The following is a 26,619-nucleotide window of genomic DNA, read 5'->3' on the forward strand; positions in this document are numbered from 1 at the left end:
GCTAGAGTTGAATAATGTTAGAAGTCGTATTTTATATCAGTTCCCTAACTTCTTATTCCGAGTTCAGGTTGAATAATCCATCAAATATTAATTGGTACTGACTCCGACTTTTTCAAGCAAACTTTGTTACTATGGCGAAAAAATGCAAATGAACTGCTATGTCTTTACCCATTGAATCTTTACAGCCTCAGTTTACTCAAACACTAAGCGAACAAAATGCGATTGTTGTATGTGCCACAACAGGTTCTGGCAAATCAACCCAACTTCCGCTTTGGGCCTCACAACATGGCAGAGTATTAGTCATAGAGCCTCGGCGTATTGCTTGTACCTCTTTAGCTGAATATGTCGCGGCTCAAAGTGGCTCACCGCTTGGTGATAAGGTGGGCTTTGCTATTCGGTTTGAGGGGAAGTTTTCACTAGACACTCAGGTAGTTTATGCAACGCCTGGTGTAGCATTAAGGTGGTTTTTTGAGAGCAAACTTGCAGAATTCAGCGTCGTAATGTTGGATGAGTTTCATGAAAGACGCTGGGACATGGACTTATTATTAGCGCTCTTAAAGCAAGCTCAATCACACAAACTCATTGTTACCTCGGCAACGTTAAACAGCCAAAAATTAGCCTCTTATTTAGACGCCCCTATCTTAGAGTCAGAAGGATTCATTTACCCCGTTGAAGAGTTTTTTCACGCCCCAGATCCAAGAACCATGCCCCAAAAAGAGCAACTCGATACTCGAGTTTTTGCAGCTTGCCAATACGCATTGGAACATTGCCAGGGCGATATTTTAGTCTTTTTACCTGGCAAGGCCGAGATCCAAGCAAGCTTAGCTAAAGTGAAAGTGCTACCAGCGACTACCGTTGGCTTATATAGTGGCTGCAGCCCAGAGGCTCAGCGCATCGCATTAACCGCACAAAGTACACGTCGAATTATTCTCGCAACCAATGTTGCCGAAACCTCGCTCACTATTCCCAATGTCACTTGCGTGATTGACTCAGGGCTTGAGCGTCGTACTCATTTACGCCTTGGAAAAACCGTATTAGGCTTAGATGCGATTGCAAGAGATTCAGCAAAGCAACGTCTAGGACGCGCAGGACGTACGCAACCGGGACTATGTATGCGATTATATGGCCAATATGCGCCTTTGATAGACAGCACCCCGCCTGAGATCCAAAGAGAGTCATTGGCAGAGCTTGTACTTGCGGCGGGCTGCGCAACAACAGGTGTCTCGTCTATTGATTTTATCGACCCACTTCCTGAAAGCTCACTAAATAAGGCTAAACAACAGCTAATTACATTAGAAGCCATTGATGAACAAAATATCGCAACTCCGCTTGGCAAGCTGCTTTACCCACTACCCGTCGATTTTGAGTTTGGTTATGTGATCCATAAATTGACCTCAAATACCTTACGCCAAGCGGCTATTGACCTTATTTCGCTTCTATCTGTACCAGCCCGAGTTTACCAGCTACCTAATGATGTAGAGCGCTTAACAAGATTAAATAGCCGATTTACTCGAGGCTCAGATATAGAAATCGCTATCGCTGTGGTGAGAGGACAAACTGAAGAATTAATTGATATTACGCCTGAGGCGCTCACAGAAGCACAGCAATTTAGCACGCAATTGCGTGAAGCATTTGCACTACCGCCTTTGGATAAGGCAGCCAGTTTTGACCATGACAAACTTGTCATTGAGTTAGCTAAGCTAATGCCACATTGGGTTTATATTAATAAGCAAAACCGTCGTAATGGTTTTAATAATGGCTTCGCTGAAGTCATGCCTTCAAACCATACTCGCGTACCGGAACAGGCAGAAGCACTACTGGTATTAAATACTTTTTCACTCGCAGGAAAAGGTACCAAGCAAGCTAAGACACTCGCGATGTGTAATGCGCTACTAACGAAAAAGCAATTACTTGAAATGGGCCTTGGCAGTCAAACACTGCGCTCAGCTTATATTGATAATGATGAGCTTTGGGGTGAGTTTATTACACATTACGGTGACGAGGTTTTAGGCCAACAAGCTAAGTGCCTTGATAACCCCAGAGACATTGTTTCTGCCTTAGTATTTCTTATCCAAAATAATACGCTGTTTTCAGGTTTGGCCAAGCAGATAGAAGCCAATATTGAGCAGACTGCATTGTTCTACCAATTTCATGAACGCGATGAACTTATGCCCACACTCAACTCATTTTTAAGTGACAAGCTAACGGCACTTGGTATAGAAAGCTATGACGATATAGAACTAATCAGCGAACAAGATTTGTTATTCAATGAAGTTGAAGTGTGGGAATTAACACCATTTGTTGAAAAGTTTCCGCTAACATGGTCGATTCCAGCGCTGACAATGGCAGTAAGTTATAATTTTAAAGGAAAAAGAATCGAACTTACTTATATCAACGGTACAAGGAAAGACGCACCAAAAAGGTGGGAACTGCCAGCCTGGAGTGGCTTCAAAATACGCTATCGTAAAGCCAGTAAGGTCGTCGATGTAAGTTAGCAGACATGACTTTTGGATAACGAATAACTTATATAACCTGAGGTTTGGATAAGAAATGTTCCAACTCATTGTTGCTAAAGCACAACTTAGTTTTCTCCTTGTCTAGCCAGAGAGTTTTAGGGAAAACAAGGCGAATTTACGCACCAATAGCTGGCTATTGGAAGTGAATTCAACGCAGTTAGCGCTAAAACTGGCTGCTAGAAAGGCATTAATTATCCGCAGCTCAGGTTATATAGTTAAGCACAGGTAGATCTTTATCCAATAGCCCATTAAACCAACTCAATTATTTAAATTATCTATTTTTGGACTGGAAAGTTTTCAAAAACAAAAAAGCCGCTCAATGAGCGGCTTTTTATCACTATAAAAATTATAGCTTGATGTTCACACCAACAGTAGCGCGACGACCGATTGGATCGTACCAGCTAGTGTCTTCAAACGCTAGAGGATGTCTAGGTGGTGTTCTGTCGAACATATTTTGAATACCGAAACGTAGATCTACGTTTTCAAGTACTCGATAGTTCATTGATAAGTCGAACGTAGTATAAGAAGGAATATCGTTATAGTTATGTTGCTCGATGTTCCAACCATTGCGCTCGTCTACAGTACTATGACGGTAGTTTGCAACTAATACAGCTCTGAAATCTCCGTACTCATAGCTAGTATTCAAGCGACCACGCCATCTCATGTGATCTTGCTCACCCGTTTTAACTAACAGGTCAATAGGGTTACCTGTTTGGTTAATTTCGTAGTTTTCAACATAAGTCGCTGTCAGCTTGACACCGAACTCACCAATACTAGTTTCGAAGTCGTATACAGACTCGATATCAACACCGCTCTTCTTCTCTTCAGCTGCGTTCAGAGAAGTTTGGAAGAAGCTAGTAACTTCGTTGTTTGCACCACGAGTAATAAAGCCACAGAATGGGTTGTCTAGACTATCAGCACGGTAGCAGTTTCTTTGTAACTCGCCATAGTCATAGTTCTCGATTGCATTTTCAATCTCAAAGCTCCAGTAATCTACAGTGATATCAAAGCCTTCAATAGAAGTTGGTGTATACACAAAACCAAACACAACATCGCTTGAAACTTCGTTGTCTAGCTGGTTGTTACCGCCAAGCTTACCTTCAATACTACCGCTATCTAACCACTGCTGAGACGGCATCCATCCATCTGGAATACCTGCCGCCGCACAGTTTTTGACTACATTATCACGATACTTGTCATCTGTATTCGCAATTTCGTCCGCAGCACATTGATCAAAGCGCCCATATGACCAGTACTGGGTTCCAGCAGCTGAATACAGCTCATTAACGTTTGGCGCACGTACCGACTCTGCTTTAGTTGCACGGAAACGAATGTCATCATTAAGCTGATAAGTCAGACCTACTTTATACGCAGAATCACCACCTGTAGATGAATAATCCATGTAACGATACGCAAGCTCAAGGTTTAATTCTTGTGCCCATTCATGATCGGCAATTAGCGGAATAATAACTTCTGTTGCGTATTCTTTCACATTTACTGCGCCAGAATATGCTAAACCAGAGTTACCAAACACTAGACCTTTACGGATACCGGTTCCCGGCGTTTCGTATGCTGAATCTCTACGCCACTCGAAACTGAATGCAGTACCAATCGGACCTGCTGGTAGTTCATAAACATCACCTGTTATTGTGGCTCCAAAGCTTGTTTGGGTAGCACCATGTTCCGCAGTCGCTACTGTAGAGATGTAATCAATAGTCTCTTGTGAGTGACCTGGCGCACCTAATACATTGATTGGTGAACAACCAAAAATCGACCCAACAACATTACCGTCATCATCACGTTGCGCACAAACAATTTCACCATTGCGTACAACTGCGTCAAGCGCGTTTTGGAAGTTATCGATTAACACTTCGCCTTGCCAAGACGTATCTTGTTGTAAGCGGCTGTGCTGGAAGTATGTAGAGTACGACCAATTATCATCAATGTAGCCATCAAGTCCAATTGACGTTCGGAAAGTAGTACGATCTTGATTGTATTTTCTTGAACCGAAGTCATCACCTAAACGGCGTAAAGAAATTGATTCTGCATTATTTTCTTCCATCAGCTGACGTAGATCGTCTTTGATGAAAGCGTTATCTTTGCGAATAACAATATCGCCTGTACGCCAAAATACAGGTGAGCCCTGGCCGAAAGCTTCGCTGATAGAATAGATAGTATCGAAGGTCAACTTGTGATTTTCGTTTATCTCGTAGTTACCAGCAAGGTTAAATGTATGGCGCGTTAAAGGCGTACGGAAGAACTCATCAAGACCTTCTTCGATACCATCTTTATATTCACCAGGATAATAGCGATAAGTGCCAGCTGTCGGGTCGCTTGGTAAATAACCGCTACCAATATCGAACTCTCGTAGATTTTTATTTTCATCGAATGTCCAGCGCTTGCCGCCTAAAGTAAACTCACTCGACTCATCATAAAGACCGTAATGCTTTCTGCCTTCATATTTAATTTCGGCAGGAACGCCGTCTTCACCGCTTCTGTTATCCGGGTTAGGTACAAAAGAGACCGGATTATCATACCACCATGATTTATCTTTTTTAGCCATTTGCTTTTGATCAGCAAAGTCATAGTTAAAGATGAACCCGCCGCCATCAAACTCTTTACCAAAAACAAGAGAGCCAAACGTTTGTTCGCCTCCACCTTCAAATGGACGAGTCGTTGCAGCATCAATTTCAATGCCATCGAATGATTTACGCGTGATAATATTCACTACACCAGCTACGGCATCAGCACCGTAAACCGCAGATGCACCACCAGTTGAAATTTCAATACGCTCGATCATTGAAGTCGCTATGTTGTTCAAATCTACAGTGTTGTCACCTGCAGAACCACCGATAAAGCGACGACCGTTCACTAAAACAAGAGTACGGCTAGAACCTAAACCACGCAGGTCGGTTGTATTTAGACCGTTGGCATAGATATAGTTATTAGAGTTTTCAGGACTTAGACCAACTTCTGCAGCTGGCATTTCAGATAGGAAATCATTGACGTTGCTGACACCTGCATTTTCAAGCTCAACACGACCAATAACAACGACAGGCGTCGGCGCAGTAGCAGCGATACGCTTAATTTTTGAACCTGTAATTTGAATACGTTCCACTTCTTCAGTGTTTTCTTCAGCTGAAACAGCAGTACTCGCTAACACAGCAGACGATGCTGCACCGAAGGCAATAGCTAAACGAACAGCTTTACTTATTTTATTATTCAACATGATTGATGATCCCTGATTTTTATTTTAATGAACAAAAACTCAATAAAAACAACAGATTAAAAGAATTTAAATCTAGTACCTAAAATCGCTTGAGTTATCGTGTCGAGAGCTATACTACTTTTAGTACCAACATAGGGTCAACAATCATTTCATAAAACAAACCAAAAAACGCTTTATTTTAACATGAAAATAGTTTTTTTCTTTTGTTTTTCATGATGTTATAAAAGTAAAAATAAGTTCATTTTTTTTATCACTTTTGTAATTCATCGCAAAAAATCACTCTTTACGCAACAATAAAGGTACAAACACTACATTTACACACACCAAGGAACAACATTCAATAAACATTGAGAATTCATATCCGCAATAAAAAAACAACTACCGAAGCACTTGTTACAAATTGGATGGATTTAGTACTGAAGGAGGCAAACTAGAATGGGGAATTTAAAAAAATCGACCTCAACAGAGGCCGATTTTGGTCAAAATTGCTAAATTTCGGTTAGAACTTCTGAGTTACACCTAAGAAGAACTGACGTCCGAATAGCTTGAAGTTACTTTCGTCAGTGTTCGCGTTGAACGCTGTTTCGATATAAGGAGGTAGTTCGTCTGTTAGGTTGCGAATACCAGCTTGCACCGTTGTGTTTGTATCGAATGAGTATTGTGCGGTTAAATCGTGGTACACATATGAATCAACTTTAGCAACTAAACCTGCTAATGAATCATAATTATCACGCTTAATGTAAGTTAGGTCACCGTACTCAAGACCAGACTGATAGTTCGCAGCCCACACAACACGTAGATTGTCTAGGTCATAACGTAGATTGAATAAGATTTTGTCTTCAAAGTAAGACGTATCATCTTCAAATCTGCCAACTAGATCTTCAACGATAAATGTACCTGTTTCACCATCAAAGTTTTCTTCGCCACGCTCTAAGAAGTGAGTCCATGATACGCTAGCTACAAATGCACCGAAGTCTGTGTCAAATGAATAGTTCACATCAAGATCGATACCACGAGCAGTCATGCTTTGTAAGTTTGTTGTACGACTGTCTACACGATCAACCGAGCCATCAAAGCCACGTGAGATTTTTGCACACATATCTTCGATAAGGCCGGCATAACAACCCTGCAGAATATCATCAGTTGCTAGAGAACCAATTTTACCGTCAATGTTGATATCCCAGTAATCAATAGTAATACCTAAGTTTTCAACAAAGTCAGGAGCCCACACAAAACCAATAGTGAATGTTTCACCTTCTTCAGATTGGACACCTGTGTTGCCGCCTAAACGTGTACGAACTTGCGCATCAGCACTGTTGTGGCCGCCAGCTGGAGCACCCATTTCAAGACATTTAGCCTGACCTGCTGCAGATAAGCCACCAATGTTTGCCGCAGAACACGGATCTGAAGCGCTTTCAAATGAATCAAGCTCTGGCGAATACAAATCGCTTAGTGTTGGTTCACGATATACTTCTGAATAGTTTGCACGGAACTTTAAGCCATCAAAAATATTTGACTCAATTTTAGCCATCCAAGAGAAGTTTGAACCTGTTGTGCTAAAGTCGTCATAGCGTGCACCTAGCGTCAAATCTGCAGATTCAACACCTAAATCACGTACTAATGGGATTAAGAACTCTGCCGACGCAGCTGTGTAGTTCTTAGATAGACCTGTTAGTGGCTTGCTGGTGTTTCCAGTCACTGAATCAAAGAACTTACCAGAATCATTTACTTGTTCAAACTCAGTGGTGTAATACTCAAGGCCAAATGCACTTGAAACATAACCTGCTGGAACTTCAAATAGCTCACCAAATACGTCTACACGAACTTGGTGGAATGAATCATTGTAGTGATCGCCTAGTGGTGCAGTAATGTAATCAAGCATCTCTTGAGTCACAGTACCTGGGCCACCAAATACATTTAGCGATACACAGTCAGAAATAGGTGCGTCAGGCGTACCACATACCACATTGCCAGCGTCATCTTTGAATGATGGGCCTAAAGCTTTTGCTAGGTGTGGGCCGTAAAGCTGACCAAAGTCAGTATCTTGAAGGCTATTTGCACCATAGTTGTAGTAAGCATCGAACTGCCAGTTATCGTTAATTGCGCCCTTTAGACCTGCAACTTGTTGGAAACGAACATAATCTTGTTCGAAGTAACGACCACCTTCAAGCATACGACGACGAGAGCGATAAACATCTTCACCGAATGGGTTGTAGTAGTTATCAGCTGATACACCGTTAGCCGTCGAACCATTTGAAAGTGTAACTACATAGCCTGGATCATAGGCTGTGTCGAAAGGTACAGCCGCAAGTTCCTGTTTTGAAGTACGCTTATTGATGCGTGTTTCTGTATATACGACAAGGTCATCGTTTAACTCAAATGAAGTATCAACAAAGAAGTTAATCACTTCAAAAGGTGTTTGCATTAAGTTTACTGGGTTGTAGTTGTAAGTATCGTTTACTTCACCACCGCCGACAAATGGGCGCATGTCACTTAGAGAAGGCTTACCGTCGCCACCACTTGGGCATTTATCATTAGTAAAGTTACCTTTACCTTCAACGTAGAAATTACCACAAGGAGTAGAACCCGAACCTAAAATGAATACGTTCGCATTGTCACCATCTGGGATTAAACCGTTCTCGTAAAAACTCTTAGCACCTTCTTCTGAAAGCACCTGCCAAGGATATTGGAAGAAGTTAACGTCTTTCACATCACCCTGATAGATTGGATCCTGCTTGGTATAATCGAAACCTACTGTGATATGGCCTGTATCGAACTCTTTACCACCAACTAGTTGGAAGCTTTGCTCTTTACCACCGCTAAACATATCGTACCAAGACGTTGTTGCTTTAACTTCAACACCTGTAAGTTCTTTTTTAGTGATGATGTTTACAACACCAGCCATTGCTGACGAACCATATGCAACCGAAGCACCATCTTTTAGAATTTCGATACGGTCGATCATTGCAGCAGGAATATTCTGGAAGTCTGAGCTTACAGGCTTACGACCATTGATAAGTACAAGCGTACGTTCTGAACCTAGACCACGTAGTTCTACAAATACGCCACCGCTACCGCCGTTGTTACGCGTTGTTGTTGCTGGCGATCCAGACATAACTGGGTTTGATTGAACAAATTCACCAACGTTGCTGATACCCATATCGCCAAGCGCTTCGCCGCCGATAACAGTGATTGGAGCAGTAGATTCAAGGTCAGTGCGCTTTAAGCGAGAACCTGTAACTTCAATGCGCTCAACGCTTTTCGCGCCTTCTTCTTCAGCAACTGCATTGGTTGCAAATACGGCAGCGCTAGCGCCACCAAACGCGATCGCTAAGCGAACCGCCTTAGTTAACTTATTGTTTAGCATGTGAATCACCCTGGATTGTTTTATTGTAAACAGCTTGTATTAATTATTATTTTGTTGCCTTGTTAATTTCTAAAATAGCAACATTAGGGGCAAGATATTAAACAAACACCAGACCAATGATCAAGGTTAATTATGCTGTTTTTTGCAATTACCAATTTAAGGCACAATAAAAACCAACCACAACCAATTGAATTAAAAAGAATAAAAAATTATTTTGGTTAAAATTAAAACCAATGAATCCTTAAAAACAAAACAATAGTACAATAAATGAGCAAAAGAAGGGTTTTTAAGTTAACAAAAAAGGAACTTTATTTTAGTGTATTTAACTGACTAATTAATTTTAAAACTGGAAGATGCTGGCAGTTTGATTGTACGGTCTCGATTAAAGCAAATCGAAACTTTGCTGCCCATCTGAACGAATCGATAGCTTAGAAGCATTGGGAAGCATCTGATATATCGGCAGAATTTGCTTTTCAACATATTGATAATAATCAATATCTACGAGCTTGCCTTGCTGCGCGAACTTAGGTCCATCGGTACTTAAGTAGTACGGTATTTGTGCCCCCTTTTTGGCGGTTTGCAACAACCCATCCTCGATAGCTTGTTTCGCCGCTTTTACTTGGGGAGGAATATTTTTTGTATATAGTTCAACAGACTTACCAAGCTTCTTTTTATAAATGAGTTTTTCGTCTACTTTTCCAGCGAAAATCTCATTTATGTATTGGTGGGTGATCTCAACGGTGTCGAGCCCATCAAACAGCGCGCGAATAATTGCTTGTTGGTACTCCTTTGCAATTTCCGTCCAATCGCTACGCACGGTCTCCATTCCTTTAAAAACCAGCTTTTGCTTGCCAAGCTCTGTGATCTGCCCAACATATCGCTTTTTAGAGCCGACTTCCTGGCCACGAATGGTAGGCATAAAGAAAGGGCTATAATGTGTTTCAAACTCTATTTCTAAATGACTGTGGAGGCCAAAGCTTTCCATCAGCAGTGCTCGCCAGCGCTCGTTAATTTCAGCCATCAGCTGCTTGCCTATTGCTTGGCACGCTTCGCTACGCAAAGACTCGGGTAAACAGACAAAAGTTGAGTCGGTATCGCCGTAGATCACTTCATATCCAAGCTGTTCAATCCAGGTTCGCGTTTGCTGCATAATCTGATGACCGCGCATCGTTATTGAACTTGCAAGACGAGGATCGTAAAACCGACACCCCTTAGACCCAAGTACGCCGTACAAACTATTCATGATGATTTTAATCGCCTGCGAGAGCATCATGTCTTTGTCTAATTTAGCTTGTTCACGTGCGCTGGAGAGCGCAGCGACTAAACCCGGTAAATGATGTTCTGTGCGGCTAAATTTACCTTTATTAAAGCCCTCTATGGCATGTTCAGGATGCTGTAATCCTTCTATTAACCCCATAGGGTCAATACAAAAAGTGCGGATAATTGAGGGGTAAAGGCTTTTGAAATCGAGTACCAAAATATTTTGATAGAGGCCTGGCTTTGAGTCCATGACATAACCGCCGGGACTGTCAAAGTTAATGCCATGCTCAGATAAATTTGGTGCAATGTAACCGCTACGGTGCAGTAACGGTAAATACAAGTTGGTAAACGCGGCGACTGAGCCGCCCATTTTCTCGAGTTCCAAACCCGTCAACTGAGTTCGAGCGAGGGCAAATTCAAGTAAGTTAAGTTTACTAAAAATGTCGAGCACCAATTGACAATCTTGTAAGTTATACGCTGCGAGCGCCAGTTTATCATGATGGAACTGCCTGATGATTTCCTCAAGCCTGTCATCCTGTGCGATAAGCTTGGTAGTACCCAAAATCTTCTCAGCCACAAAGCTCAGTTTAAATGTTTCAAAGTGATAGGTCGCATTTTTCATCATATCAATGCCATCTAGCATCACTCTCCCCGGAATGAACACCCGGGTATAGTTACCTTTGAAAGTCGACATCACTCCGCCATCTCGCCCTATCGCAAGTGCGACGCCGTTAGCCTGCGCGCGTTCCACAAGTATTGCGGCATCGAATTCAATCACGTTCCACCCGATTAACACATCAGGGTCTAAACGATTTACTTGCTTGACCAGCTCTTCTAATAACGCAATTTCATCTTCAACCCAAACTACATTGACGGCAGCATGTTGCGCCTCACCTATCATGATCACCAGCTTTTTTGTATCGGTCACTAAACCCACCGAAAATAAGACCCCCTCGCCGTTACATTCTATATCGATAGAAAGCATTTCAAGGTGTGGTCTATAATCATCGCAAGCCTTAAATTGCGCCTGAGTAATTTCGATATAGCCCGGTTTTTGCGTAGCTTTTCCTTTGACCCAAGCGGCTCCGCGAATAAAGCGCTCCATTAAATAGCGGTCGGCATGGCGAATATCTTCTTCATATAATGCGACTTTATTTTCAAGTAGCTGTTTTGCCTCATAGAAGTGATTCAAGGTACGAAATTTCACAACGCAAACAGGGGCTTGATCGAAGTGCTTTAATTGACTTGGCGAGATACTAAACTGCAACTGAGCGCGACTTAGCAGCAGCTCTACTTCCGTTTTTTTATCTTGTTTAATGAAAAAAAGTGGCTGCTCATCCTCTACCCACACCTTGAGTAACTGATGTTGCGATTTGAGCCAATAACACAAGCGCAGTTGGCCATTTACCTGCATCTGCTGTCTCGATAAAACAAAGCCCTGATATATCGCTTGTGCCAACTCCAATACCACCCTAAAATAGACGAATCACTGTAATTATATCCACCTGTTTATTGAACATAAAGTCACAAACAGAATAAAACCTATCCATTAACGCAGTGATTAACTAAAAATCGAGACTCAAGTGGTAGGCTTGCTTCATATCAGAACTCTAGGCTAAATAGATTATGCTCTCAGACAAACTAAAAAAAACCATCCGCCAAGCACATCAAAATGTCGCCTCCGCTTTAGATGGCTTTCGTCCTCGTCCGAGTCAAAATTATCTGGTCGCCGAAATAGCAAAAACACTCTCTGGTGATTATCACCGCACTCAACGTATTTGCGTGATTGAAGCAGGAACAGGCACCGGAAAATCTTTAGCCTATCTACTCGGCGCGCTTCCTGTCGCACTCTCAAGTAAAAAGAAACTCGTCATTTCAACTGCAACCGTCGCTTTACAAGAACAACTGATCAACAAAGAGTTGCCATTTTTAAAAGAACATTCAGGTATAGACTTTAAATTTGACCTTGTAAAAGGCCGTCAACGCTACATCTGCGTACAAAAACTGATGGCTGCCGTCAGCGATGATGAGATGCAAATGTCGATGATGCCGACAACCAGCAGCCCGCTTTCTCAAATGGAGCAAAAGTGCTTGAGAGAGTTAGCACTTGCTTACCAAGAAAAGCGCTGGCAAGGTGACAGGGATAGCTGGGAAGACACAATTCCAGATAAAGTTTGGAATGTTATCGCTTGTGATAAACACGCCTGCCAACGGCAATTAAAATCTCATCACTTATGCCCTTTTCATTTAGCTCGACAAAAGATTGCACAAATGGATGTGCTAGTGATTAATCACGCTTTGTTACTGGCAGACTTAGAACTAGGTGGCGGGACGATATTACCGGAACCAGAAGAAACATTTTACGTAATTGATGAAGCGCACCACCTGCCTCATATTACCAGAGATTTTTCTTCTGCAGCGGCAACGATTAAAGGCACTATCGAGTGGCTTGAAAAGCTACTTAAGTTTAGCGGAAAGATGGCAAACACTGTGGTTTCGCAAAAAGCCATTGGGCAGAATTTCAAACTGAACGATGCAGCCAATGACGCGGCGAAATACCTTAGAGCGGTAAGAGATATACTCGATCAGAGCGCCTTTACCTATAACGATGACGATACCTACCGCTTTAGTCATGGCGAAGTACCTGAAGCGCTCACCGTAAAAGCAAAAGATATCGCTGATGCCACGCAAGATGCACTGCGTTGTCTTACCAAGATGCATGATGCACTGTCGGGCGATGTTTCAGACGGCGATGTGCAAGCTTTTTTAGCCGATCCGTTATTGGTTGAAAGCGGTCAATATATCAACCGGCTTGAGCAACTTAACAAACTCTGGTTTAGCTATGCGCGAAAAGGCGACAACGTGCCACATGCAAGGTGGATAAAACGCTTAGAATACAAACACCATCACGACCATTTACTTTGCGATTGTCCGATCGAAGTCGGCTATTATTTGAAGGATAACCTCTGGCGTGAGTGTGCAGGCGCGGTGCTCTGCTCCGCAACCCTCAGTGCTTTAGGCACATTTGATCATTTCGCCCACGAAAGTGGGCTGGCAAAAGAGCCTGGTGTTAAATATATCAAGGCTGATTCTCCGTTTGATTACCCCAATCAAGCGACATTGCATTTGCCAAAAACTCAAACAGATCCAACGGATAAAGCCTTTAGCGATTATTTAGCGGATGCCCTGCCAACTTATTTAGACACCAGTAAGGCTAACCTTGTACTGTTTGCTTCTTATTGGCAAATGAACCATGTAGTAGAAAAATTAAGAGGTAAAAATCTCAATATTTTGGTGCAGGGTGAGCTTTCCCGTGATGCCTTACTCACTCGTCACAAAGCAAATATCGACTTAGGTCGCGGCAGTATCTTATTTGGTACACAAAGCTTATCCGAGGGGCTAGATTTACCCGGAAAATACCTAGAGAACCTAGTGGTGACTAAGATCCCTTTCGCCGTACCAACCTCTCCTATTGAAGAGGCTCAAGCGGAATTTGTGCAAAGTAAAGGGGGGAATCCATTTTTATCTATCACTGTACCCGATGCTGCAAAGAAATTAGTACAAAGCTGTGGTAGACTGCTGCGTAAAGAATCAGACTCCGGCCGTATCACCATCTTAGATAGACGTTTAGTTACAAAACGTTATGGCAAAGCCATGCTTGATACTCTGCCACCATACAAAAGGCAAATTGATTAATAATGTTTGAACTCGCTTTAGATCCCACTACTTGGGGGTTACTTTGCTTAGTCGCACTGGCTGCTGGATTTATTGATGCAATTGCAGGTGGTGGTGGGCTGCTAACCGTACCAGCTTTGCTTACTGCTGGCCTTCCTCCGCATTTAACCTTAGGTACCAACAAGCTTGCCGCGAGTTTTGGCTCCTTAACCGCCAGCTTTACCTACTACAAAAAGCAGTTATTCAAACCTAGCTTTTGGATTGGCTCTATTATTGCCACTGCGATAGGTGCAGTATTGGGCACATTACTTGTCGACTTTCTAAGTATCGAGTTTTTAAATAAACTTATTCCCGTTATTATCATCGCTGTCGCAATTTATAGCTTGGTCGGTAGACTAAGCCCAACAGATTCCCATACTTTGCCAGAAGCGAACCGAGCACTCAAAATCAAGCAATGGGCGCAAGGTTTATCGTTGGGATTTTTTGATGGTATGGCTGGACCTGGTACTGGCACGTTTTGGACTGCGTCTAACAGTATGCTCTATAAAATGAGCTTACTTTTAAACTGTGGTCTTGCTCGTTCAATGAACTTTGTTTCCAACTTTATTTCGCTTATCACCTTTGTAGCCTTGGGTCATGTTAACTTTATGCTGGGTATCACCATGGGCGCCTTTTTAATGTTTGGTGCTTGGCTTGGTGCGCATTCTGCAATTAAGTTTGGCAACAAACTGATCAAACCACTCTTTAACACTGTGGTTATTGTACTTGCTGGCAAGCTCATTTTTGAGGCTTATTTCTCGTGAGTACAGGACTTATCAAGCTTGAGCAACAAGTCAGCCGCTTAAAGCAACAAGCAGCGCAATTTGACTCCGCGAAATGGTTTGATAAGAATCGTTATATGCAGGCACAGCCCAGCTTATTTGATGCCCGTGTATTTCGAACTAAAAGCTTAAAGCTCAGCGACTATGTTGAAGAAATAGCTGAAGCAATGTCCCACCTGCCGCCAAGTGAACAGCGCCACGCCTTTACATTTGCCATCGAGCGGATAGGTTCACAAATGGAAGCCGTGTTGAAGGTGTTAAAATCAACCCCGGTCTGGGCGAAAGAAAACAAACTAAATACACCAAAAAAAGCCAAAGTGTATAAGAAGGCTGTGCAGAAGATTATGCAATCGTCCCATGAGTTATATCAGGAACTGTCGCAAAATCATGAATTTGAGCGTCGATTGCAAGAAATGATTGATCTCAGAAGACTACAGATGGACAAAGCAGATCCCACTCAGGCTGCCAAACTCAATGCCGAAATATTAGCCCTTCATGCCCGCCTTGGCCGCTGCAGAAAGGCCATTTCCGCCACCGAGCAAAAAATTCAAGAAGTTGAGAAAAGTCAGAGCCGTTAATGCTTTACTACCACCCTATTTATAGCGAGCTAAATCTACCTGAAAAGCACCGCTTCCCTATCAGCAAGTATAAAAAATTATACCAACGAATAAACGCCAGTAAATTTGCTCAATTTATCAAAAAGTCCGAGCAAAAAATCACAGCTGATGCACTGCAACTTTGCCACGACAGTAATTACGTTGATGCCTTTCTAAACGGCACGTTGAGCGAAAAAGCCATTAAGAAAATGGGCTTCCCTTGGAGTGAACAACTAGTTGAACGCACTTTGATTTCTCTAGGTGGCGGTTTAGCGGCAGCAAAGTATGCGCTCGAATATGGATTTGGAGCAAACTTAAGCGGCGGCTATCATCACGCACATCGTGATTTTGGCAGCGGCTTTTGCATATTTAATGATTGGGCGGTAATCGCAGCAACGCTCATTGCCCATCAACGGGTTGAGCGAGTGCTTATCTTTGATTGTGACGTGCATCAAGGCGATGGCACTGCAACGATCGTTGCAGATAGAGACGATATCATTACCTGCTCCATCCACTGTGAAAGTAACTTTCCTCGCGTTAAACCGCAATCCGATTTGGACTTTGCTTTGCCTGTGAATACACAGGACGCGCAATATGTGGCAACCGTCCGCGAAGCCTTACAACTGGCGGTTCGATTATACCAGCCAGACATCATCCTTTATAACGCCGGCGCAGATGTGTATCAAGGCGATGAACTAGGACACTTTAGTGTTTCAAAGCAAGGTGTTAGGGCTCGGGATTCGATTGTTTTTGAGTATGCTCATCACCTCAATATTCCATTAGCTTTTGCTCTAGGTGGGGGCTATCAGCGCGACGTTGATCATCTTGTAGATATACATCAACAAACCTTTTTGGCTTTGTTCGATAACCCCGCTATTATGATATAAACTTAAAAGGAATATGCAGGAGGCTGTATGAAGTTACATGATGATATTCATAATTATTATGAAAAGCTGGTAGTCGAACATATCGTCCGTCGTAAGTTAGATAAAATCTATGATGAAGACGTAATGGCCGACTTTTGTTGTACTGTTTTGAACCAACTTCCATCGCGTTATATTCGCTACGATGTCGACATGGAGTTTTACCTGCCTCAGCCCGAGCGTGTAAAAATGGAACAAGCGGTAGAAAGTGCGATTGACTTTGCCATTGCACAAATCGCTAAAAAGGAACAATTTCAAGTATGAGTACCCCTCTAGAACAAGCGCCAACTCATGTAAAACTTGCCGTCGACCTTATTATGTTGTTAGAAGAGCATGATCTTCCTGCAGAAGAAGTCATGGCTGCACTTGAAATTGTCAGATCTGACTTTCAAAAAAAGCTAAACAACCAACAAAAAACTTAACATTAAATATACATTTAAGTCATACTTCTTTTTTAATCTTAGATTCTAATCGATAGCGGTTGTGCAAAACGGCACAACTGCATTTATTAAGGAAAGCAGTATGACAACAACACAACTCCCTTTATTGTCCCTCGCAATTGTTGCAGCGTGTACACAATACGCTTACGCCAATGACTTTGCGGCATTAGACGAAGCCCTACCAGCCCCCTACATTATCAATGGTACTGAACCTGTGTTCGATTTTGACGGTGATGGTTGCCTGCCTAGCGCAGGGATCAGTAGAACTGGCGTGCAAAATTCAGGGCTAAAAACATCGGGGCGCATCACAGGTGATTGCCGAGATAATCAATTTTTAAATACTTCTAATACTGTGCATCGCTACGCTTGTAAAACAACGACTAGCGGCGAGTATTGTGGACACTTCTATGCACTTTACTTCAAAAAAGATCAAGTGTTTGATTACTTTGGTGGTGGTCACCGCCATGATTGGGAGTATGCAGCGATATGGACTCGAGATGGGATAGTTACACACGGTAGTTATAGCGCACATGGCGACTTATTCACTAAACCTGCTAATGAGCTACCATTCGAGAATGGCCACTTAAAAATTGTCTATCATAAAGACGGCATTTTGACCCATGCACTGCGCTTCGCCAAATCAAACGAAATCGCTGAAAACCACTATTACCGCTTTGTCACACCCGCTATCATCAGTTGGTACAAAATGGCTGGAGATGGAATTTCGAACACGGAGTTACGAGAAAAGCTCAATCAATATGATTATGGCTCTGCCACCTTGCCCGTTAAAGACAGTCGCTTCCTCAATAACCTTAATCGCTTTAAACCCAGTGACTACCCAGTGTACTCACAAAGTGATGTAGATAACGCTCAGTAATTGCTATAACAAACTCACCTCACCCGTCGGTGAGGTGAGTCGATATGCTTATACCAATAGGTATTAACCTGCATCTTGCTTTTGCCTCAGCAGCCTTGCTCGCTCTAATTTATATTGTGCAAAGAAAATACTATCCATTTCACTTGTTTGCGGATCGATAAAATAGGCAATATCGCTTCTATATGGTTCGGGTGAGAAGTGTTTGCCATCTTCCCAATAGAGCACAGCGTGTTTTACTAATTCACTCAGATAGGTGTGATCCCACGCATAGTGACAAAAACCATGGTGCTCCCCCAAGTTGGGTGAGTATTTTTTTTCAATATGCGCCATTTGCCCAGTATTTTTGTAATCCGCAAATTGTTTAGCATCTTGCTCAGCAGATTGGGGATCGGTGAAATAGGCAATATCACGCCGAGGGGGTAAGGCTTGCGGTAACCCAAATTTGTCCGTTACGCCACTGCATTTTACAACGATCCACTGAACAAAATGTGCTCCAATAATATGGTCCCATTTTAACGCAACGTACATATAACCTCCTTATGAACATCATTTATCAATTATTGCTAAGAACTGATCATGCTCAGCTAAGTTTAGCCACTTCTATTGATCTTACTAGTACAAGTTCAGTTGCCCTTAATTCAGATCAAAAAGTTTTTCAAACTATAAAAAAGCGTTACAAGGTATTACAGAAATGCTCTTTATCGCTTATTTTCGCCGATTTAGCGCTAACTTTAGCAAACGTGAATTTCACCTTACTGGCACTTTTTTTACATCCCACTACAATGCAGAAAAAGCAAGATTGGAATATACCAAATGAACGTGACACGCAGTTCGCTAAAAAATCCAGCGAGTGTAATTGTCATCTTGGTGTTGATTATTTTATTTGGGCTGTTAAGTATATTTAAACTGCCCATTCAGTTGACGCCAGATATTGAGCAACCACAGATCACGATTTTCTCGGGATGGCGCCAAGCCGCTCCAGAAGAAATAGAATCGGTGATCATCGAACCGCTAGAAAATGCGGTAAAAAACACACCTGGCGCACTTGAAGTTAATACCAACATCAATCGTGGTAATGGCTCTATTACGCTAACATTTGCGGTGGGTGCGAATATGCAACAAGCGATGCTAGATGTGCTAACAAGCTTAAATCAGGCTCCGCCGTTGCCACTTGATGCCCTAGACCCAGTCGTATTCGCCGGCGGTAATAACGGTGAAGCAGCAGCCACTTTGCTGGTCACGCCCAAAGACTATCAATCAAATAGTCTCGACTTTGATATGGCGCAGTTTCAAAAGCAAATCGATGAGTTTATTGAACCAAGACTTGCACGTATTCCCGGCGTGGCACGTGTCGATCTAGCGAGCGAGCGGCCAAAAGAGCTGCGTATTACTTTCGATCCGCACAAAGCCGCCGCGCTTGGTATTAGTTTAGATCAAATCAGTAATGTACTTGCGAGCTCTCGCGATACCTCTGGAGGTCTCGCCAACGTTGGACGTCGTCAATATACCGTGCGATTCACCGGCCAATACGACCTTTCCAGTATGGCCCAAATGCGTATCGGCTATTCAGGAGACAGGCCAATCTACTTAGGTGATATCGCGAGTGTGGAACGCACCTTCTCAGACCGTTTAGGCATGAGTGGCCGCAATGGTAAACCAGCCTACTATATTCGGATCTCACGGGCCAACGAGGCAAATACCGTTGCCTTACTTGATGAAATCAACCTTGCAATTGATGAATTAAACCAAGGGCCGCTGGCTGAGAATGGCTTGTCGATTGAGCTCAGCTTTGATGCCTCCGTCCACATTCGTAATGCACTTTCTTTAGTAAAAAGTAATTTAGGCCTTGGGGTACTCTTATCTTGTCTAATTCTGTGGCTATTTTTTAGAGGCTTAAAAGCAACTTTGGTGATTGCAGCTACAATCCCCATTTCATTGATGGTCGCCTTTCTCGCACTGAATATCTTTGACCGCAGTCTGAATGTGATCTCGTTGGCGGGGTTAGCATTTGCAGTAGGCCTTGTACTAGACGCCGCTATCATAGTTCAGGAGAATATCTCACGCTTAAGAGCAGAAGGATTCGATAACAAAAAAGCCGCCTTAAAAGGAGCGGCCCAAGTGACCGGAGCATTATTTGCTTCGACAACCACCAGCGTCGCCATCTTTTTACCTATTCTCTTTATGGCGGGTATTGAGGGACAGCTATTCTCAGATTTAGCACTGACACTCTCGATTGCCGTTATTGCGTCAATGTTGTGTGCTATTACCCTTATTCCACTGGCAAACCATTTGTGGCCAGACTCTGAACTAAAACCAGATCCTTATCATCAATACTGGCAAAAACTCACCAATTTCATCATGAAGTTGACCAATAACAGAGTAAAGCAACTTACTTGGATTGGCGTATTACTGGGTGGCTCGGTGGTTGCAACCATGACCATGCTGCCAAAAACTGACTTTATGCCAAGAGCCCCCACCGATGGCTTTTTCTTTAACCTAGTGACACCACCTGGTGGCAATGTGCAGTTTATGGAAGAAGAACTACTTCTGCGCGTGAAAAAGCGCTTAATGCCCTATTACCAAGGCGAAAAAGAACCAGGTATTAAAGACTTTAATTTCTATGCGTTTGGCTCTAATGCTGGCGGCTTTATCTATTCAGCCGACCCTCAACGTGTTGAAGAACTGATGAAAGTGGCCAGAGAAGAAATCTTCGTTGACCTTCCCGATACTCAAGTGTTTTTCTTTCGCGGCTCGATGATCCAAGTCGCCAATGGCGGCGATGGTCGCGATATCAATATTGACCTCACAGGTCCCAATATGGACGACTTAATCTCAGCAGCTCAAGTGGCTTTGCAGGCAGTACAAACCGCGCTACCAGAGGCAACTGCCAGACCTCAGCCGCGATTGGATATGGCAGAGCCAGAGCTTAGATTAACGCCTAACGATCGCAGGATCACCCAAGCGGGATTAACGCGTCGAGATGTGTCTCAAGCGGTACAAGCTTATACCAGTGGATTATTCGTCAATGAGTATTTTGATGGTAACGAGCGCATGAATGTTATCCTTCGTGGTATCCCTTGGCAAAGCCCTGAGGAACTAAAAGCCTTGCCCATCGTAACACCTCAGTCAGGAATTCAAACTCTCGGCGAGTTGGCAAATATAGAACGTACAGTTGGCCCGACGCAACTGCGGCGTGTGAACGGTCGCCGTACGGTCAGCATTGTTGTCACGCCTCCGGTTGATATGAGCCTGCAGCAAGTGCAAACCATCTTGAGTGAACAGGTAATGCCAAAAGTGCGCGCAAGCCTGCCGGCCAGTGCTGGTGCTATTTTGGCGGGGAATGCGCAAAAGATGAATTCCGCAATGGAAGAAATGGCGTTGAATTTTGTCCTCGCATTGTTCATTTTATTTTTGTTAATGACCGCGCTGTTCAAGTCCGCCAAAGACAGCGCCTTGGTATTGTTAGTGATGCCACTGGCTATCGCAGGTGGCGTGCTGGCTCTGTATATCTTAAACCTCTTTACCTTCCAGTCCTTGGATTTACTGACCATGATAGGTTTTATCATCTTGCTTGGACTGGTCGTAAATAACGCCATTTTGCTGGTGGATCAGACTCGCGTTGCGATGGCATCAGGCATGAGCCGTGAAGAATCGGTCAGACAAGCGGTGTTACTAAGAGCAAGACCCGTTTACTTGAGCACCTTAACCAGTCTGTTTGGCATGCTGCCACTCATGCTCATGCCAGGCGTCGGCTCAGAAATCTACCGCGGCCTTGCGACCGTCATCGTCGGTGGCATGGCTATCAGTGCATTATTTACCTTAGTGTTGATGCCAAGTTTATTGCAACTGGGGCGGCAAACTCCGCCATCCGAAACAAACAAATCAACGGCCAAAGCCCCGCTCAGCCTAGTTGCCAATCAGTAAGTAGTGAGAACAGAATGAAAAACCCGATAAAACAGACACTTCAGGCCCTAGCACTTTGTGCTGGGATCGTTGCGCCACAAGCCTTCGCCGTCGTGCCAGTCACCGTCGCTGAAGTGACAAAAGCCCCTCTCACGAGCGAAATTGAAGTTAGTGGCACACTTTATGGGAAAGACGATGTGACGCTGACCGCTGGGGTTAGTGGCCGTTTGTTGTACGTAGCCGAACCCGGTACCAGCGTCGCAAAAGACGAAATCTTAGTACGTATGGATACACTCCCGCTGGAACTCGATAAGGCCCGCCAAGCCGAATTATTAAATCGAGCCAAGATCAATTTACGCTTATATCAACAAGAATTGACTCGATTAAAGAAGCTCGCAAAAACCAGTAGTGCGGCAGAGAGTCAAGTCGATGAAATGCAAAATAAACATGACCTAGCGCTGTCGGATATCGCCTTAGCGGAAGTCGAACTTAGGGTTATTGACGATAAGTTATCTCGCGCAACGGTCCGTGCACCATTTGATGGCGTTATCAGTGAACGTTTTAAGCGCGCGGGACGAGAAATAAACCGCGCCGATGAACTGCTTACTATATTAGATATCCATCATCTTGAGGTTCGCTTATATGTGCCCGTTAAATACTTAAAGTTTTTGCAAAAAGGCATAGCGCTGCCAATCCGTTCTGGTGACTTATCGCAGCCAGATAATACGTCAGCAAAAGTCACAGCGGTGATCCCCTCAACCGATCCGCGCTCACAAACCGTTGAAGTGCGTGCAACACTTGCAGCAGATCAAACCCATACGTGGGCAATTGGTCAATTAGTTGATGTGGCAGTGCCGCTCACCAGCAAACAAGCCGTATTGCTAGTTGACCGGGACGCCTTAATATTACGTAAGCAAGGCACCCATATCGTCAAAATAGATGAGCAAAATAAAGCCGAACAAATTCCTGTCACCGTCGGCAATGGCAAAGGCCAATGGGTTGAAATTACTCCCCGCACCAGCGATATCTTACATCCCGGTGATAAAGTCGCGGTTCGCGGCGCAGAGCGTCTACAAACAGGACAAGACGTCGAGGTGACAAACCCTGAATAACAAACCCGTTACTAGCCCAATGAGCTCACTCATGGACGAGCGGCTCATTTTTAAAAGCATCACAGCTTCCGAAAGTGGTTGAATTAATTTTTCACAGCTTTGCGCCTACCATTTTTTAGCTGCTTGGGTAAGGTCAACAAAAACTCCACCCCTTTATCATCTGAATATGCCTTAATACTGCCCTGAAGCACATGGCTCACACTGTTAAATACAATGGTTAAGCCAAGTCCTAATTGCGCCGCTAGATTTGTACTAAAAAAGGGATTAAACACTTGCTCTGTATTATGATCAGGCAGGCCTCGGCCATTATCTTTATAGCTTAGCTGCCATGCATCATCGTATTCATTCACACGGATGGTAATAAGAGGTTGGTCTTCTATATGATTGTCGATAAATCCGTGTTGCACTGAGTTGTGCATAAACTCCTTCAATACCTCAAGCAAGATATTGGGATAGGTTTGTACCTCAAGGCTATCATTATCCAACATTAACTTAGCGTTTGGCGCTGTGCGGATCAGCATCTCACGAATGTGTAAATTTAAAAAGTCTGATAATTCTATCGTTTTAAGTTCTGCACTACCAATTGAGGTATTAATTGCTTTAAATCGCTCGACTGTGGCATTGAGGCGATTGGCACTACGGTCAACAATATCTGATGCCACTAAAGCATCTCCTATAAAGTGGTTAAGTTGACTAGGCGACAGGGTTTTTTGTTCAAATTTATCTTGAACGTCGCGTAGCGAGCCATTAAGGGAAGAGTTTGCGGTGATCACTAAGCCTATAGGTGTATTGAGATGATGCGCCATCCCTGAAACCAATCCAGCTAGTGACGACATTTTCTCCGCTTCAACGAGCATTTCTTGCGTATTGGTTAACTCTTTTAGTGTGGTCCGTAGCTTGCCATTTCGACGTCGAATTATTTGGATCACTACGATAGTTGATATGGCATAAATCAACATGAAGATGATAATACTCAACAGCCACTTTTGTTGTGCGCTTGCCTCTGCTGCATGAACCGCATGCACTCGTTTAAGCGACTCAATCTCTAATTCTTTCTCAACCATCTCAAGTTCGTAAGAAGCACGAGATAAGGTAATATTGCGCTGCTGAGCATAGATATCTCTTTCCACTCGGCTTAATTCCTGCGTTAAAGCCAATGCATATTTACTGTCCCCTTGTAACTCGGCTATTTTCGCTAGCACCGACAAAGCGCTTACCTGTTTATTTTTACTGTTTGTTTGCACTGTCGAATCCAAGACTTCTTCTGCCAACTTTTTAGCTTCCGAGATATCTCCTTGTTTGATATCCAAGGTAATTAAATCGAGCTTAACATCATTGACTTCGCGAATATTCCCTAGCCGTTGAAAAGTCATGATAGCTTTCCTGAAATAGGCCGATGCAGCACCTAGTTGCCCTCTAGCAAGCGCGACTTTTCCTCGGAACTGTGACGAATACGCTAGATGGTAGTCAGACTTACTACTCTTTTGAATTTGCTGTGCTTTATCAATAAATTTTGTAGCATTATCATATTCACTTTTAGCTATGTAGACTTTAGCAATATTGTTGTAAAGCAATGATAATGACAGCTCATCTTTGTTTGAATTCAGAAAGTGCAAATACTCATTATAATAATCTAACGCGACATCATATTGGCCGAGCAAAAAATAAACGTCAGCAATATTACTTTTTGTTTGGTATACCATGTCGTCGCCTCGTTGCTCCGCAACAATCAATGCATCCTTGTACTGCACCAAAGCAAGCTCATACAGTCCTAGTTTAGAATAAACTCCCCCCGACAAATTATAGTAAGCATAAATCAGTGATTTATCTTGAGCGCCACTTATCAGTCGTTTGATTTCATTTGTCGTGCGCATAGCAGCCGAAAATTGATTCAGCTCCATTTGAAACCAGGCTTTGTAATTCAGGATTTTGATTTTTTGGTCTGCACTCAAACGGCTAGTATTTAAGGCTTGCTCAGTGAGCTGAAGCGCAACTTTAGGGTCAACGGTATATTGTTCTCTAATTTGCAGCCGAAGAGACTCAAAACCCTCTTCATTCAGTTCTGCTTGAACGTAAAACGTACACAAAAGCAGCAGACACACTGCACACTTAAACATATATTTACCTTTACTAATAATAAAGAACTAAAGATATACAGTAATTTATTTTTATTTCGAATAAAAGAACAATCAGATCCGAGCTGTTTGCCTTTATTCCTTCATACTGCACGCATCTACCGGTGTAATCTCCCTTTTTGATCTATCGTAAAACCAGTTAAACTAGCGCTATCTAAGAGTTAGGGGGTGTTATGAAACGAACCAAATTAGTGAATCAATTAACGGAATTACTGAAGCCATTTCAAATTAACGATTACTGTCCAAATGGTCTGCAAGTAGAAGGGACAGACGAAATCCAAAAAATCGTCACGGGTGTTACCGCAAGCCAAGCTTTAATTGATGCCGCTATTGAACGCGGTGCAGATGCCATTTTGGTTCACCACGGCTATTTTTGGAAAGGGGAAGATCAGTGTGTCACTGGCATGAAAAAGCGCCGACTACAAGCCCTGCTTGCCAATGACATCAACTTAATCTCATACCACCTCCCACTGGATGTTCACCCTGAACTCGGGAATAACGCACAGCTCGGTAAGCTACTTGGGCTTGAATATGAAAGACCGCTTGAACCTTGGAATAAAAATAGCGTAGCGGTAAAAGGTAAATTAACGACGCCAATGACTGCTGTTGATTTTGCCGCTTTAGTTGCAGAGAAACTCGGTAGAAAGCCGCTCTTAAATGTTGCAGGCGATCACCCGATCAGCACCATCGCTTGGTGTACAGGTGGTGGGCAAAGCTTTATCGATCTCGCGGTAAGCCAAGGCATTGATGCCTACTTAACGGGTGAAGCATCAGAGCAAACCATTCATTCATCTAACGAGCAACAGATCCACTTTATCGCAGCGGGACATCATGCCACAGAGCGTTACGGCGCGAAGGCACTTGGTGAATATTTGGCTGCGCAATATGGTTTGGATGTTGAATTTATTGATATCGACAACCCGGTTTAATAGCACTTTGCTTAATTAAGTGATCTTGCATATGGCTAGAAAAAAGCAGCAACAAAAACCGGCACCGACAGATAGAAACTTTGCTGAACTAACTCACAAGTTTAAAAACAATATCTATGGCACCAATAAAGGCAAAATCAGAGAAGCGGTGCTCAAGCGCGACTTAAGCGCACAAGTTGACTGGTTAACGCAATCACGTGGCAAACGCATATTAGATGTTGGCGGCGGACAAGGGCAATTGGCGCTCTTTCTAGCATCGCTTGGCCACCATGTCACCGTGATTGATATTTCAGAAGAGATGCTTGAACTTGCCAAAACGCGCGCGCATGAAGCCGGACTGAGTGACCAGCTTCATTTTATCCACGCGCCCCTGCAAGCGCTCGATACGCTGAACTTGGGACAATTCGACTTAGTATTGTGCCATGCGGTGCTTGAATGGCTGGTTGAGCAACAAAGTGCGCTTATGCTGCTAAAGTCGCAACTAAGCGAAACTGGCTTGCTTTCGCTAATGTATTTCAACCATGAGGCGCATCTGATGGCCAATATGGTGTACGGTAACTTCGACTATGTGCAAAAAGGCCTTAAGGTAAAGCAAAAAGTAGGTCTCAGTCCCAATAAACCAATTAGCCAAACTGATATGGCAACTTGGCTTGATGAGGCAAAACTCAGCGTTATGCAAAAAACCGGTGTTCGCTGTTTTCATGACTATTTGAGGGAGTTGAGTAAGGCGGATGAAGATTTTGATGCTTTGCTCGCCTTAGAGCTTAAATACAATCGCCAAGAGCCCTATGCGTCTCTAGGTCGTTATACCCACTTGATGTTAAAAAAAGCGTAAG

At 43.3% G+C, this 26,619-nt stretch carries 17 protein-coding genes; 12 read left to right on the forward strand and 5 right to left on the reverse strand.

What is annotated here, in order from left to right; all coding sequences use genetic code 11:
- The first annotated feature begins 158 nt into the window (after positions 1-158).
- On the forward strand, positions 159-2,495 hold the full coding sequence (locus CTT31_RS12665) for a helicase-related protein (protein ID WP_260491375.1): 2,337 nt from the start codon (positions 159-161) through the stop codon (positions 2,493-2,495).
- Between the two features lie 367 nt (positions 2,496-2,862).
- Here the strand turns inward: CTT31_RS12665 and CTT31_RS12670 are convergent, their stop codons facing one another.
- The 3 genes from CTT31_RS12670 to CTT31_RS12680 all read right to left on the reverse strand — a co-directional run bounded on the left by CTT31_RS12670 (position 2,863) and on the right by CTT31_RS12680 (position 11,831).
- Complete coding sequence (locus tag CTT31_RS12670; protein ID WP_260491376.1) at positions 2,863-5,745, reverse strand: TonB-dependent receptor plug domain-containing protein; 2,883 nt, start codon at positions 5,743-5,745, stop codon at positions 2,863-2,865.
- Positions 5,746-6,244: 499 nt separating this feature from the next.
- Entirely contained in the window at positions 6,245-9,112 is a 2,868-nt protein-coding gene (locus tag CTT31_RS12675; protein WP_039496845.1) for a TonB-dependent receptor domain-containing protein, read from the reverse strand.
- 382 nt (positions 9,113-9,494) lie between these two features.
- Positions 9,495-11,831 (reverse strand): DNA polymerase II, encoded by a 2,337-nt coding sequence (locus CTT31_RS12680; RefSeq protein WP_260491377.1) that lies wholly within the window; start codon positions 11,829-11,831, stop codon positions 9,495-9,497.
- Between the two features lie 167 nt (positions 11,832-11,998).
- Between CTT31_RS12680 and dinG the strand changes: the two genes are divergently transcribed.
- From dinG to CTT31_RS12715, 7 genes are all read left to right on the forward strand, one after another.
- Positions 11,999-14,068, forward strand: coding sequence for an ATP-dependent DNA helicase DinG (gene dinG, locus CTT31_RS12685; protein WP_260491378.1), 2,070 nt, complete (start codon positions 11,999-12,001; stop codon positions 14,066-14,068).
- A gap of 2 nt (positions 14,069-14,070) precedes the next feature.
- The gene (locus tag CTT31_RS12690; RefSeq protein ID WP_010606576.1) at positions 14,071-14,850 is read left to right on the forward strand and encodes a TSUP family transporter; all 780 of its coding nucleotides are present in this window, start codon (positions 14,071-14,073) and stop codon (positions 14,848-14,850) included.
- A complete protein-coding gene (locus tag CTT31_RS12695; RefSeq protein ID WP_039496840.1) occupies positions 14,847-15,446 on the forward strand; it encodes a primosomal replication protein in 600 nt (199 codons plus the stop codon). The genes CTT31_RS12690 and CTT31_RS12695 overlap by 4 nt, the downstream gene beginning before the upstream one ends.
- Positions 15,446-16,351: a histone deacetylase family protein gene (locus CTT31_RS12700; protein ID WP_260491380.1), complete on the forward strand. Its 906-nt coding sequence runs from the start codon at positions 15,446-15,448 to the stop codon at positions 16,349-16,351. Before CTT31_RS12695 ends, CTT31_RS12700 begins: the two co-directional genes overlap by 1 nt.
- Before the next feature lie 27 nt (positions 16,352-16,378).
- Entirely contained in the window at positions 16,379-16,651 is a 273-nt protein-coding gene (locus CTT31_RS12705; protein ID WP_039496836.1) for a late competence development ComFB family protein, read from the forward strand.
- Positions 16,648-16,809 (forward strand): DUF2496 domain-containing protein, encoded by a 162-nt coding sequence (locus tag CTT31_RS12710; protein WP_010375809.1) that lies wholly within the window; start codon positions 16,648-16,650, stop codon positions 16,807-16,809. The genes CTT31_RS12705 and CTT31_RS12710 overlap by 4 nt, the downstream gene beginning before the upstream one ends.
- A gap of 100 nt (positions 16,810-16,909) precedes the next feature.
- The gene (locus tag CTT31_RS12715; protein ID WP_130125961.1) at positions 16,910-17,704 is read left to right on the forward strand and encodes an NPP1 family protein; all 795 of its coding nucleotides are present in this window, start codon (positions 16,910-16,912) and stop codon (positions 17,702-17,704) included.
- Positions 17,705-17,767: 63 nt separating this feature from the next.
- Here CTT31_RS12715 and CTT31_RS12720 read toward each other — a convergent pair whose 3' ends face one another.
- On the reverse strand, positions 17,768-18,232 hold the full coding sequence (locus CTT31_RS12720; RefSeq protein WP_260491381.1) for a hypothetical protein: 465 nt from the start codon (positions 18,230-18,232) through the stop codon (positions 17,768-17,770).
- 285 nt (positions 18,233-18,517) lie between these two features.
- Here CTT31_RS12720 and CTT31_RS12725 point away from each other — a divergent pair, with 285 nt between their 5' ends.
- Together CTT31_RS12725 and CTT31_RS12730 are read left to right on the forward strand one after the other, a co-directional pair.
- Positions 18,518-21,628, forward strand: coding sequence for an efflux RND transporter permease subunit (locus CTT31_RS12725; RefSeq protein WP_260491382.1), 3,111 nt, complete (start codon positions 18,518-18,520; stop codon positions 21,626-21,628).
- A gap of 14 nt (positions 21,629-21,642) precedes the next feature.
- Entirely contained in the window at positions 21,643-22,719 is a 1,077-nt protein-coding gene (locus CTT31_RS12730) for an efflux RND transporter periplasmic adaptor subunit (protein WP_260491384.1), read from the forward strand.
- Positions 22,720-22,802: 83 nt separating this feature from the next.
- On the opposite strand, the gene CTT31_RS12735 is transcribed toward CTT31_RS12730, so the two are convergent.
- A complete protein-coding gene (locus CTT31_RS12735) occupies positions 22,803-24,836 on the reverse strand; it encodes a tetratricopeptide repeat protein (protein ID WP_260491385.1) in 2,034 nt (677 codons plus the stop codon).
- Between the two features lie 191 nt (positions 24,837-25,027).
- Between CTT31_RS12735 and CTT31_RS12740 the strand changes: the two genes are divergently transcribed.
- Complete coding sequence (locus CTT31_RS12740) at positions 25,028-25,783, forward strand: Nif3-like dinuclear metal center hexameric protein (RefSeq protein WP_260491386.1); 756 nt, start codon at positions 25,028-25,030, stop codon at positions 25,781-25,783.
- Positions 25,784-25,814: 31 nt separating this feature from the next.
- Positions 25,815-26,618: a methyltransferase domain-containing protein gene (locus CTT31_RS12745; protein ID WP_211858142.1), complete on the forward strand. Its 804-nt coding sequence runs from the start codon at positions 25,815-25,817 to the stop codon at positions 26,616-26,618.
- The last annotated feature ends 1 nt before the right edge of the window (position 26,619 follow it).

Origin of the sequence: Pseudoalteromonas maricaloris (assembly GCF_024746855.1) — a bacterium.
GTDB classification, from domain to species: domain Bacteria; phylum Pseudomonadota; class Gammaproteobacteria; order Enterobacterales; family Alteromonadaceae; genus Pseudoalteromonas; species Pseudoalteromonas maricaloris.

Excerpts from the sequence above, each read along its gene's own strand:
- CTT31_RS12745 (WP_211858142.1), top strand. The coding sequence starts at position 25,815 with ATGGCTAGAAAAAAGCAGCAACAAAAACCGGCACCGACAGATAGAAAC.
- dinG (WP_260491378.1), top strand. The coding sequence starts at position 11,999 with ATGCTCTCAGACAAACTAAAAAAAACCATCCGCCAAGCACATCAAAAT.
- CTT31_RS12730 (WP_260491384.1), top strand. The coding sequence starts at position 21,643 with ATGAAAAACCCGATAAAACAGACACTTCAGGCCCTAGCACTTTGTGCT.
- CTT31_RS12670 (WP_260491376.1), bottom strand. The coding sequence starts at position 5,745 with ATGTTGAATAATAAAATAAGTAAAGCTGTTCGTTTAGCTATTGCCTTC.
- CTT31_RS12740 (WP_260491386.1), top strand. The coding sequence starts at position 25,028 with ATGAAACGAACCAAATTAGTGAATCAATTAACGGAATTACTGAAGCCA.
- CTT31_RS12675 (WP_039496845.1), bottom strand. The coding sequence starts at position 9,112 with ATGCTAAACAATAAGTTAACTAAGGCGGTTCGCTTAGCGATCGCGTTT.
- CTT31_RS12665 (WP_260491375.1), top strand. The coding sequence starts at position 159 with ATGTCTTTACCCATTGAATCTTTACAGCCTCAGTTTACTCAAACACTA.
- CTT31_RS12705 (WP_039496836.1), top strand. The coding sequence starts at position 16,379 with ATGAAGTTACATGATGATATTCATAATTATTATGAAAAGCTGGTAGTC.
- CTT31_RS12725 (WP_260491382.1), top strand. The coding sequence starts at position 18,518 with ATGAACGTGACACGCAGTTCGCTAAAAAATCCAGCGAGTGTAATTGTC.
- CTT31_RS12720 (WP_260491381.1), bottom strand. The coding sequence starts at position 18,232 with ATGTACGTTGCGTTAAAATGGGACCATATTATTGGAGCACATTTTGTT.
- CTT31_RS12690 (WP_010606576.1), top strand. The coding sequence starts at position 14,071 with ATGTTTGAACTCGCTTTAGATCCCACTACTTGGGGGTTACTTTGCTTA.
- CTT31_RS12715 (WP_130125961.1), top strand. The coding sequence starts at position 16,910 with ATGACAACAACACAACTCCCTTTATTGTCCCTCGCAATTGTTGCAGCG.
- CTT31_RS12735 (WP_260491385.1), bottom strand. The coding sequence starts at position 24,836 with ATGTTTAAGTGTGCAGTGTGTCTGCTGCTTTTGTGTACGTTTTACGTT.
- CTT31_RS12700 (WP_260491380.1), top strand. The coding sequence starts at position 15,446 with ATGCTTTACTACCACCCTATTTATAGCGAGCTAAATCTACCTGAAAAG.
- CTT31_RS12710 (WP_010375809.1), top strand. The coding sequence starts at position 16,648 with ATGAGTACCCCTCTAGAACAAGCGCCAACTCATGTAAAACTTGCCGTC.